Annotated in this window: 10 protein-coding genes and 2 pseudogenes; 9 read left to right on the forward strand and 3 right to left on the reverse strand. The window is 69.7% G+C overall.

The genetic code is table 11. From position 1 onward, the window contains the following. Positions 1–688 precede the first annotated feature (688 nt). A pseudogene (locus V6U90_RS34095) lies at positions 689–1138 on the reverse strand (IS701 family transposase); the annotation flags it as partial. 92 nt (positions 1139–1230) lie between these two features. Here V6U90_RS34095 and V6U90_RS31375 point away from each other — a divergent pair. The 8 genes from V6U90_RS31375 to ptsP are packed head-to-tail and all read left to right on the forward strand — an operon-like array spanning position 1231 to position 7790. Further along, the gene (locus V6U90_RS31375; protein WP_334444445.1) at positions 1231–1992 is read left to right on the forward strand and encodes a DeoR/GlpR family DNA-binding transcription regulator; all 762 of its coding nucleotides are present in this window, start codon (positions 1231–1233) and stop codon (positions 1990–1992) included. 13 nt (positions 1993–2005) lie between these two features. Next, the gene (gene pfkB / locus V6U90_RS31380; protein ID WP_334444447.1) at positions 2006–2959 is read left to right on the forward strand and encodes a 1-phosphofructokinase; all 954 of its coding nucleotides are present in this window, start codon (positions 2006–2008) and stop codon (positions 2957–2959) included. A 13-nt stretch (positions 2960–2972) separates the two neighbouring features. Further along, positions 2973–4103: a PTS mannitol transporter subunit IICB gene (locus V6U90_RS31385; RefSeq protein ID WP_334444449.1), complete on the forward strand. Its 1131-nt coding sequence runs from the start codon at positions 2973–2975 to the stop codon at positions 4101–4103. Positions 4104–4108: 5 nt separating this feature from the next. Beyond that, positions 4109–4417 (forward strand): PTS lactose transporter subunit IIB, encoded by a 309-nt coding sequence (locus V6U90_RS31390; protein ID WP_334444451.1) that lies wholly within the window; start codon positions 4109–4111, stop codon positions 4415–4417. Continuing rightward, positions 4410–4844: a PTS sugar transporter subunit IIA gene (locus V6U90_RS31395; RefSeq protein ID WP_334444453.1), complete on the forward strand. Its 435-nt coding sequence runs from the start codon at positions 4410–4412 to the stop codon at positions 4842–4844. Before V6U90_RS31390 ends, V6U90_RS31395 begins: the two co-directional genes overlap by 8 nt. After that, positions 4841–5881 carry a zinc-dependent dehydrogenase gene (locus tag V6U90_RS31400; protein WP_334444455.1) on the forward strand — a complete coding sequence of 347 codons (1041 nt, stop codon included), beginning with the start codon at positions 4841–4843 and terminating at the stop codon, positions 5879–5881. Before V6U90_RS31395 ends, V6U90_RS31400 begins: the two co-directional genes overlap by 4 nt. Positions 5882–5890: 9 nt before the next feature. Continuing rightward, positions 5891–6166 carry an HPr family phosphocarrier protein gene (locus V6U90_RS31405; RefSeq protein WP_334444457.1) on the forward strand — a complete coding sequence of 92 codons (276 nt, stop codon included), beginning with the start codon at positions 5891–5893 and terminating at the stop codon, positions 6164–6166. Further along, entirely contained in the window at positions 6159–7790 is a 1632-nt protein-coding gene (gene ptsP, locus V6U90_RS31410) for a phosphoenolpyruvate--protein phosphotransferase (RefSeq protein ID WP_334444459.1), read from the forward strand. Before V6U90_RS31405 ends, ptsP begins: the two co-directional genes overlap by 8 nt. Before the next feature lie 227 nt (positions 7791–8017). Here ptsP and V6U90_RS31415 read toward each other — a convergent pair whose 3' ends face one another. Both V6U90_RS31415 and V6U90_RS31420 read right to left on the reverse strand, forming a co-directional pair. Beyond that, entirely contained in the window at positions 8018–8581 is a 564-nt protein-coding gene (locus tag V6U90_RS31415; protein ID WP_334444461.1) for an AAA family ATPase, read from the reverse strand. Between the two features lie 186 nt (positions 8582–8767). Then, positions 8768–9325, reverse strand: a pseudogene (locus V6U90_RS31420) (hypothetical protein); the annotation flags it as partial. Between the two features lie 105 nt (positions 9326–9430). On the opposite strand from V6U90_RS31420, the gene V6U90_RS31425 reads away from it, so the two are divergent. After that, the gene (locus V6U90_RS31425; protein ID WP_334444463.1) at positions 9431–10420 is read left to right on the forward strand and encodes a phosphotransferase family protein; all 990 of its coding nucleotides are present in this window, start codon (positions 9431–9433) and stop codon (positions 10418–10420) included. The last annotated feature ends 76 nt before the right edge of the window (positions 10421–10496 follow it).

The following is a 10496-nucleotide window of genomic DNA, read 5'->3' on the forward strand; positions in this document are numbered from 1 at the left end:
ATGGATCAACAAACCCGACAACAGCGACCCCGAACAGACCACCGCCCCGCCCGTGCCCAACCGACCAGCAGCACAAAGCTGAACAAAATCAAGAAAATGTCTCAGTTGACTTGACAGGTTCCGATACGAAACACGGCCTAGGGCACCGTCGCCTACGGGTGGTAACCCACGGGGGTAACGCCCGACGTCGATGGCGGCCCGTCCCGGGCACGGACGTCGCGGCGCGCCGCGCCCAGGAGGGCGTCACCTTCACCCCCGCCGGTCGCTCCGATGTCGAGGAGCACACCGGACCGCTTCCTGAACCGGGTAAGTGGAAGCACCGTATGGGGCGACCGGAAGCGTGTCAAGAAGGAGTTAACGGGGCACTGACAGCCGCCCTACCTAGCGTGAGCGCTTGACGATTCGGACACGCGCTCGTAAGGTGGCGGCTGCTTAACCGGTTTTGCTAATCAGCACCACGTCCGCCCGGCACCCGCAGACCGTCCACGCGTCACAGACTCCCGCAAAGAAGGACCATCCGTCTCGCTCCTCGTCGCCGTCCAGCCGGCGTACGCCACAACCGGCCTGCGGGTCAGCGGCGCCAACATCGTCGAAAGCAACGGCGCGACCTTCGTCATCCGGGGCACCAGCCACGCGCACGTCCGGTATCCGACCCAGACCAGTTCGTTCGCCAACATCAAATCGCTGGGCGGTGCCAGCCGATCCAGGACCGGACTTCGAAGTGGTCGAGTCCGAGGGCGGTCTTGAGTTCGCGGTAGTCGTGCTCGACGCGCCAGGGGCTCTTGGCCAGGCGGACGAGTTCGGTCAAGGGTGTGTCGGCGGGCAGGTCGGACAGCCAGTAGTCGGTGGGCTGGCCCTGGCCGGGAGACCATTGCACGAGCAGCCAGCATTCGGGCAGGACCCCGTCGTCGCCGCACTGCGGTCCACGTTGGTTGACCCGGCCCGCGGGACGTACCCGCAGCGCGAGGAACTGTCCGGACAGTTCGCCGGCAGGCTGGTCCGGGGCAGGGCCGCGTGCGGGTAGCCGAGTACGCCAGCGCACCAGGCGCGCCGCGTCGGCACCGTGGGGCAGGGCGAGGTCCTTCAGGCTGCGAGCGGGCTGCGGATACTTCGGGGTCGGGTGCTTGCCGAGGCTGGCCGGTGTGGTTTTCCGTGGCCCATCTCTTGACTTCCCACACAACCGGGCGTAAACAAAACACAAGCAAAAGGAAACGGCGGTGAAACAACATTATGTACGCCGAGGAGCGGCAGCAGGAGATCCTTCGCCTCGCCCGGGACGCGGGCCGGGTCGAGGTGGCGAGCCTTGCCGACGAGCTCAATGTCACGTCGGAGACCATCCGGCGCGACCTCACCATCCTGGAGCGGGCCGGGGTGCTACGCCGTGTCCATGGTGGTGCGATTCCGGTCGAACGGATCGGATTCGAGCCCGCCCTGGCGGCTCGCGACGCGGTGCTCATCGAGGAGAAAGAGCGCATCGCCAAGCTCGCCCTGAACGAGGTGCCCGAAGAGGGCGCGATCATCCTCGATGCCGGCACCACCACCGCCCGACTGGCCCAACTGCTGCCGGTCGACCGGGAGCTGACCGTCGTGGTCAACTCGCCGGTCATCGCCACGACCCTCGGCCCCCATGCCAATCTCAATGTTCTGCTGTTGGGAGGACGGGTCCGCGGGAAAACCCTCGCGACCGTCGACGACTGGTCACTGCGAACGTTGGCGGACCTCTACGTCGACGTCGCATTCGTCGGGACCAACGGCATCTCGGTCGAGCGTGGCTTGACCACCCCGGACCCGGCCGAGGCGGCGGTGAAGCGGGCGATGATCCGTGCGGCCCGCCGCACGGTGCTGCTCGCCGATCACACCAAGATCGGCAACGACTACCTGGCCCGGTTCGCTCAACTGGCCGACCTCGACCTGCTCATCACCGATAGCCGTGCCGACCTCGACCTGGTCGGCGATCTGGAGTCCGCGGGCGTCCGCGTGGTACGAGCATGAAAGCCGGAAGGGCATGATCGTCACTGTCACCCTCAACCCCAGCCTCGACCGGGCCGTCGAGGTCGACTCGCTCACCCGGGGCGAGGTCATCCGGGCCACCACAGCGCACCTCGACCCCGGCGGCAAGGGCGTCAACGTGTCCCGGGCCCTGTTGGCCAACGGGGTGCCGTCGGTGGCGGTGCTGCCGTCCGGCGGCGACGAGGGCAACCAGCTCATCCGCCTACTCAAGGCGGAGGGTGTGGAGGTCCTCGCGGTGCCGATCTCCGGACGGACCCGTTCCAACATCACCCTTGCCGAGCCGGACGGCACGGTCACCAAGGTCAACGAGCCCGGCCCTTCCTTGTTCCGCGCCGAGCTCGACGAGGTGACCGACCGCGTGCTCACCCGCGCTGGCGATGCCGACTGGGTCGTGCTGTGCGGCAGCGTTCCGCCCGGCCTGCCCGCCGACGCCTACGCCCAGCTGTGCCGGAAGCTGCGCGCCGTCGGCGTCAGGGTCGCCGTCGACACCAGCGGTCCCGCCCTGCGCGAGGCTGCCCTGGCCGGGGCGACCCTGCTCAAGCCCAACCGCGACGAGCTGGCCGAAGTGGTCGGCACCTCCCTGGCGAATCTCGGCGACGTGGTCGACGCCGCTCAGCGCCTGAGGGTGTGGGGGGCCGGCACCGTCGTGGTCAGCCTCGGCGCCGACGGCGCCGTCCTTGTCGACGCCGACGGGGTCGTCACCGGTACCTGCCCGGTCATCCGGCCCCGCAGTACCGTCGGCGCCGGAGACGCGTTGCTCGCCGGGTTCCTCGCCGCGGGCGCGAGGGGTGCCGCCGCACTCGCTGAGGGCCTGGCCTGGGGCGCCGCCGCGGTGAGCCTGCCCGGCAGCCGCATGCCCGGCCCCGCGGACCTGTTCCGCCGCGACGTCACCATCCACCCCCAACCGGACCAGCTTCTCCCCCTGCTGCCGTCCGCGCCCCCCTCCTGAAGGAGATACCCCCGTGACCTCCTACACACCATTTGTACAAGGCCAGGGCTTCAAAGCCTCGGTGCAACGCCTCGGCGGCCACCTGGCCGCGATGGTCATGCCCAACATCGGGGCGTTCATCGCCTGGGGTCTGATCACCGCGCTGTTCATCCCGACCGGCTGGATCCCCAACAAGACCCTTGCCGGACTGGTCGGCCCGATGATCAGCATCCTGCTGCCGGTGCTCATCGGCTACACCGGCGGCCGGCTGGTCCACGGCCAGCGCGGTGCCGTCGTGGGTGCGGTGGCGACCATGGGTCTCGTGGTCGGCGCCGACGTGCCGATGATCCTCGGCGCGATGATCATCGGTCCGCTCACCGCCTACGTCCTCAAGCTGTTCGACGGCCTGGTCGCGTACAAGATCCGCCCCGGCTTCGAGATGCTGGTCGACAACTTCAGCGCCGGCATCATCGGCGGCGCGATGGCCGTCGGTGGCGTCTTCGGCATCGGTCCCGTGGTGGAGTGGCTCACCAAGCAGGCCGGCTCGGGCGTCGACTGGCTCGTCGACAACGACCTGCTGCCGCTGACCTCCGTGCTCGTCGAACCCGCGAAGGTGCTGTTCCTCAACAACGCCATCAACCACGGCGTGTTCGGCCCGCTGGGCATAGCCGAGGCGGCCGACAAGGGCAAGTCGATCCTGTTCATGATCGAGTCCAACCCCGGCCCCGGCCTCGGCCTGCTGCTCGCCTTCATGCTCTTCGGCCCCCGCGCGCTGCGCCCCAGCGCCCCGGCCGCGATCATCGTGCAGTTCCTCGGCGGCATCCACGAGATCTACTTCCCGTACGTGCTGATGAAACCGAAGCTGATCCTCGCCATGATCTGCGGCGGCGCCGCGGGTGTCGGCACCTTCATGATCACGGGTGCGGGCCTGGTCGCCACCCCGTCGCCGGGCAGCATCTTCGCCTACCTGGCGGTCACGCCCAAGGGCGGCTACGTCGGGGTCATCCTCGGCGTCGTCATCGCCGCCGCGGTCACCTTCGTGGTCGCCTCGGCCCTGCTCGGCTTCGGTCGTGGCGAACCCGCCGAGGACGCCCTCGGCCCCGACGAGGAGACGACCGTCAACCCGGACGAGGCCATCAACAAGTCGGCGAAGCTGGAGGCCTGAACGCCATGCCCACCATCAACGGCACCGAGATCAAGAAGGTCGTCGTCGCGTGCGACGCCGGCATGGGCAGCAGCGTGATGCTGGCCAGCCAACTGCGGCGGCAACTGGGGAGGAACGCGGTGACCGTCGAGCACACGCCGGTCAACTCGATCCCGGCGGACGCCGACGTGGTCATCTGCCACAAGGGTCTCGCCGCCCGGGCCCGGGTCAGTGCGCCCGACACGGTGATCGTGCCGATCCAGGTGTTCATCGGCGACCCGGCCGTCACCAGGCTTGTCAACGCGGTGCAGCGTGGTGGTGAGCTGAGTGGCTGAACTGCTGGCCCGTAACGCGATCCGGCTCGACGAGCGGGCCGGATCGCGGGACGAGGCGATCCGCCGCTGCGGTGCGGTGCTCGTCGAGATCGGCGCGGTCGCCCCGGCGTACGTGGACGCGATGCTCGCCCGCGAGCAGAGTGTCTCCACGTACATCGGGGAGGGCGTCGCCATCCCGCACGGCACGCTGAACAGCAAAGAGTCGGTCCAGCGCGATGCCCTCGCGGTGCTGCGCTTCCCCGCCGGCGTCGACTGGGACGGCGTCGACGTCCGGGTCTGCGTCGCCATCGCCGCGACGGGCGACGGGCACGTGGACATCCTGGCCCAGCTCGCCTCGGTGCTGATGGACCCGGTGCAGGCGGAGCGGCTACGAACCTCAACGAATATCGATGAAGTGATGACCATTTTGGAAGAGGAACCATCGTGAGAGTTGTCCGATTCCACGCCCCCGGTGACGTTCGCATCGAAGACGGGCCCGAGCCCACGCCGGGTCCCACCGACCTGAAGATCCGCGTCCGGGCCTGCTCCACCTGCGGTACCGACGTGAAGATTTCCCGCTTCGGCCACCACCACATCGTGCCGCCGCAGGTCATGGGCCACGAGATCGCTGGCGAGGTCGTAGAGGTCGGCAGCGACGTCACCGGCTGGCAGCCGGGCGACCGGGTCCAGGTCATCGCCGCCATCCCATGCGGCACGTGCGCGGAGTGCCGGCGCGGCCGGATGACCGTGTGCCCCCACCAGGTGTCGATGGGGTACCACTTCGGCGGCGGGTTCGCCGAGTACATGGTCGTACCGCACAACGTCCTCGCCGTCGACGGGCTCAACCGCATCCCCGACGGACTCAGCTTCGCCGAGGCGTCCGTCGCGGAGCCCCTCGCCTGCGTCCTCAACGGCCAGAACCTCGCCAACGTCGGGGAGGGCGACGACGTGGTCGTCGTGGGCTCCGGGCCGATCGGCTGCCTGCACGTCCGCCTGGCCCGGGCGCGCGGCGCGGCCCGGGTCTTCCTCGTCGACCTCAACCGCGAACGGCTCGACCTGGCCACCAACCTGGTCCAGCCGGACGCGGCGATCTGCGGCGCCGAGACCGACGTCGTCGACGCGGTGCTCAAGCTCACCGAGGGCCGGGGCGCCGACGTCGTCATCACCGCCACGGCCGCCGGCAACGCCCAGGAGCAGGCGGTGCAGATGACCGCGCGGCAGGGCCGAATCAGCTTCTTCGGCGGCCTGCCGAAGGACAAGCCGGTCATCTCCCTGGACTCCAACCTCGTGCACTACCGCGAACTGACCATCGTCGGCGCCAACGGCTCCAGCCCCGAGCACAACAAGCAGGCGCTGCGGCTCATCGCCGACGGCTCCGTGCCGGTCGCCGACCTCATCACCCACCGCCTGCCGCTCGACCGCGCCCTCGACGCCTTCGGCATCGTGGCCCGTGGCGAAGCGATCAAGGTGACGATCGAACCGTAGGAGGATTCGTTGCCCACCAGGACAGCCGTCGTCGGCTCCGCCAGCGGGCTGCACGCCCGCCCTGCGGCGCTGTTCGTCGCCGAAGCGGCGAAGCAGCCGGTACCAGTCACCATCCGCACCGGCGACAAGAATCCCGTGCCGGCCCGCAGCATGCTTGCCGTGCTGTCGCTCGGCGCCAAGAAGGGCACCGAGGTCACCCTGGAGGCCGACGGCGACGGCGCGCAGGACGCCGTCGACACCCTGGCCGACCTCCTCGAACGTGATCTGGACGCCGTCGATGCGTGAACTCCGGGGAATCGGGGCCAGCCCCGGCGGCGCGGCGGGGCCGGTCCACCGGCTGGCCCCGCCACCCGCCCTGCCGCCCGTCCCGGAAACCGTCGATCCTGCGGCCGAGAAGGCGGCCGTCCGGGCTGCGATCCTCGCCGTCGCCGCCGACCTGACCCGTCGCGCCGACGCCGCCCGGGAGCCGACCGCCGCCGAGGTCCTGCGGGCGCAGGTCATGATGGTGCAGGACGAGACGTTGGTTGACGCGGTCGACGTCGCCATCGACGGCGGCGCGGACGCGCCGCACGCGATCACCGACGCCCTCGCCGTGCACCGGGCTGCCTTCGAGGCAGCGGGCGGGTACCTCGCCGAGCGGGTCAGCGACCTCGACGATCTGCGGGACCGCCTCGTAGCGGCGTGCCTGGGGCTGCCGATGCCGGGTGTTCCGGAGCCGGGCCACCCGTTCCTGCTCATCGCCCGCGACCTGGCGCCCGCCGACACCGCCGGACTCGACCCGGCGCTGGTGCTGGGCCTGGTCACGGCCGAGGGCGGGCCGACCAGCCACACCGCGATCGTGGCCCGAACGCTCGGTATACCGGCCGTGGTCCGCTGCGCCGGCATCCTGGACGTGGCCGACGGCGCGCTGGTCAGCCTCGACGGCTCGACCGGTGTCGTGGTGACCGGCGTCTCCGCCGAGACGGCAGCCGGCGTCAACGCCGCCCGGCTCGCGGAGACTGAACGCCGCGCCCGCTCCCATGGCCCCGGGCGGACCGCAGACGGCCACCCCGTCGCGCTGCTGGCCAACATCGGCTCGGCCCGTGACCTCACCGGCGAGGTTGAAGGCGTCGGCCTGTTCCGCACCGAACTGCTCTACCTCGACCGCAGCGACCCGCCGTCACACGTGGAGCAGGTCGCTGCGTACCGCGAGGTCTTCGCCGCGCTGCCCGGCCGCAAGGTCGTCGTGCGCACCCTTGACGCCGGCGCCGACAAGCCGCTGCCGTTCCTGCGCCTGGCCAATGAACCCAACCCGGCGTTGGGCATCCGCGGTCTGCGGGTCGCACGGCAGGCGCCGGCCGTGCTCACCACGCAGCTGGCCGCGATCGCGGCGGCGGCCGCGGCGGCGGACGCCGAGGTCTGGGTGATGACGCCGATGGTCGCCACGGCGGCGGAGGCCTCCGCGTTCACCGAGTCCTGCCGCGAGCACGGCCTGCCGACCGCCGGCGTGATGATCGAGGTACCGGCCGCGGCCCTGCGCGCCGGCCACGTGCTGGGCGACGTCGACTTTCTCAGCATCGGCACCAACGATCTCAGCCAGTACACGTTCGCCGCCGACCGCATGTGCGGCGACCTCGCCGAACTGCTCGACCCGTGGCAGCCCGCGCTGATCGCGCTCATCGCCTCCTGCGCGGCGGCCGGCGTCGAGGCGGGCAAGCCGGTCGGCGTGTGCGGAGAGTCCGCCGCGGATCCGGATTTCGCCCTGGTACTGGCTGGGCTGGGCATCACCAGCCTGTCCATGGCGCCCCGCAGCATCCCGGCGGTGCGCGAGTCCCTGGCCGCGCACACCCTGGACGAGTGCCGCCAGATCGCCAAGGCGGCCCTGGCCGCCGACACCCCGGAGGCAGCCCGGGCAGCGGTCCGCCGCTGAGGGCTGATCGGGGACCATTTCACCACCCACATCAGTGCCGCGATGCGCCAGCTCGTCGCCGCCCGGGACCGGTACCGCCGCCGACCTGCTCGACGGCCTCCTCGCCCACACCGGCCTGTCCTCGAACCGACGTGGGTCCGGGCCGGCGGCTCGACGACTTCGTCCAGGCGGTGTGGGGCTAGCCTAGTTTGCTGGTGTCAGCGAGGACACGAACCTCGGCCTTTTCGCTAAACCCGGCCTGGACTCTGTCGCCGGATCTGCTTCAGGGCGGCGAGGACCGCGCCCAGCCGACCGTCGAGCGGTCCGCTCAGCTCCAGCACCGGTGTGTCCTCCCAGGCATTCAGCGGGTCGTCGTAGACCAACTCCAGCAGCGCGTCATTCATTCGCGAACGAAGGCCGGGCAACTCCGCTGCGGGCAGAACCTGCTCCGTCTCGGGCGTGATCACCGTGATGACCAGAAGATCGAGGCTCGCGAACGCCGGGCGGAGGGTTGCGCCATCGACCTCCTCCGCAGGGTCCGCGCCGGTCGCGGCCAGGTATGCGAGGTGGTCCAACGGCGTCCGGTCGAAGATTGTCCCCGACGGCGACGGCGGCGAGCACAGGATCCGCACCGAGCAGGCCAGCAGCGCCCGGTAATCCTCCAGCGACGGCGGCAACTGGAACTCGTATCCCTGCTCTTCGAGCAGGTAGTACGGTTCGTCCACCCCGACGTGACCCGGCAGGTGCGCGCACAGCGCCTCGACCAGCGTCGTCTTCCCGGTCCCGTGCGTCCCAGAGATCCCGACCCGCATCCGCGCTCCTGCCCTCCCGGAGGATTCCGGGGCGATCCTAGCCTCGGTCTTCATCCGAACCTCCATTGATAGATATAGTTCGATGGAGCTGGCCTGCTGGGGTACTGCGCTGGCCGGTGGGCATGGTGAAGGCCGGGCCAGGGCCAGGTCCCTCCGTGTTGCTGGTTGGGACTGGCAGCGATCGGTTCAGCCGGTTGAGTGGGGCAGCATGGCGAGTCGACCGAAAGCGGTGACCAGCGCCTCGGTCCATGGCCAGCCAGCGGTAATGGCCAGGCGGGTTCGTCGGCCGGTGCGGGTGATGCGGGCGGCGACGTGGCGCACTCGATAGCGCAGTTTCTTCGGTTCGGCGCGGGTCAGCTCGCCGTCGAGGAGCAGGGTCTGGGCCTGGGCCTGGGCCTGGGCCTGGGTCTGGGTCTGGGTCTGGGTCTGGGTCTGGGTCTGGGTCTGGGTCTGGGTCCAGGCGAGCAGGTCGATGCCGGTCAGCGCGAGTTGCAGCCAGGCCTGGTTGATCGCGAACAGTCGTGACGGGAACCGGCCGAAGCCGGTGTTCCTGCCATTGCGGATGCGGTCCTCGACGCGGGCGTGCGCGCGGTGGCGAGCTTCCAGGAACTGGACGCTGCCGTGTCCGGATGGGGTGTCGGTGGCGATGACCTGGTGCCGCCGGCCTTCGATGGTGTCGAACAGCGACAGTTGCGCGCCGGGGTGTGGGCGTTCGCGGCGGACCAGGAAGCGGGTCCCGGCAGGAAGCCGGGCCGGTGAACAGGCGGTCATGGCGTCCCGCGCGGCAACTCGATTGCGCGGCGGAGCCTTGCCGGGCAACATGGCCGGTCGACCTGACGAGAGGCGACCATGACACGGACGTTCCTGCAGGCGGACGACGTACATGAATTGGTGGCGGAGCAGTTCGGCTCCGACAGCCGGCTCGCCCGGCTGGACCGACTGACCGGCGGCAGCAAGAAGGGCGTCTACCGGCTCGAGCTCGACGACCGGACAACCGTGATTCTGTACGTGTGGGCAGCGGGCGAGAATTATTGGCCGCCGTCGCCAACGGTTCCGGATGACCCGTTCACCGATGCGTCGGGGGCAGAACTGTTCGTCACCAACCACGCAGCACTCACCGCAGCAGGTGTGGGCATACCGCGTCTGATCATGCTCGACCGCGACGGCCGCTACCTCGACGCCGACATCGCGCTGCTCGAAGACGCCGGCGCGCTGCGACTGGAGGCGTTAATGGAACGCGATCGCGCCGCGGCCGCCGCGCCGCTAGCTACGCTCGGCGACGCCTTGCGCCGCATGCACACCACCTTCGGCCCAAACTACGGCAAGCTCGCGGCCATCACCCGGGGCGAGGCATCTCAGACTCGACGCACCGAGGACATCATCGTGGACCGGGCGCTCGGCCACCTTGACGCAACAGCGGCCCGCGACGCCCGGCTGGCTGATGCGCATCACAGGATCGCCGCCCACGTGCATCACCTCCGTGGCGAGGTGGCGCCACGACAGACATACGCACTGGTGCACGGTGAGCTCGGACCAGATCACGTACTCGTCACACCGGCCGGCGAACCGGTAATGATCGACTTCGAGGGGTTGTCCTACTTCGACGTCGAATGGGAGCATGCCTGGCTGCAGATGCGTTTCGGCGACGCGTATCCGGCGCTGCGTCCGGCGCTGCGTCCGGTCGATCTCGACCCAGACAGGCTGGAGCTCTACCGGTACGCGCAGGTGTTGTCGCTGATCGAGGGTCCGTTGCGTATCGCGGACACCGACTTTCCGGACCGACAATGGATGCTCGACTTGGCCGAGTGGAACATCACCAAGGTGCTCGCCGCAGTCTGATGCCTCCGCGATTGGGTGTGTACAACTAACGGCTGATCGACCGATCAAGGGAGAGACGCCAGATGACGACCGAGAC

Origin of the sequence: Micromonospora sp. CPCC 206060 (genome assembly GCF_036906895.1) — a bacterium.
Classification (GTDB): Bacteria; Actinomycetota; Actinomycetes; order Mycobacteriales; family Micromonosporaceae; genus Micromonospora.

Bases quoted from the DNA above. Each gene is read 5' to 3' on its own strand.
- V6U90_RS31375 (WP_334444445.1), top strand. From the start codon at position 1,231: ATGTACGCCGAGGAGCGGCAGCAGGAGATCCTTCGCCTCGCCCGGGAC.
- pfkB (WP_334444447.1), top strand. From the start codon at position 2,006: ATGATCGTCACTGTCACCCTCAACCCCAGCCTCGACCGGGCCGTCGAG.
- V6U90_RS31390 (WP_334444451.1), top strand. From the start codon at position 4,109: ATGCCCACCATCAACGGCACCGAGATCAAGAAGGTCGTCGTCGCGTGC.
- ptsP (WP_334444459.1), top strand. From the start codon at position 6,159: ATGCGTGAACTCCGGGGAATCGGGGCCAGCCCCGGCGGCGCGGCGGGG.
- V6U90_RS31415 (WP_334444461.1), bottom strand. From the start codon at position 8,581: ATGCGGGTCGGGATCTCTGGGACGCACGGGACCGGGAAGACGACGCTG.
- V6U90_RS31425 (WP_334444463.1), top strand. From the start codon at position 9,431: ATGACACGGACGTTCCTGCAGGCGGACGACGTACATGAATTGGTGGCG.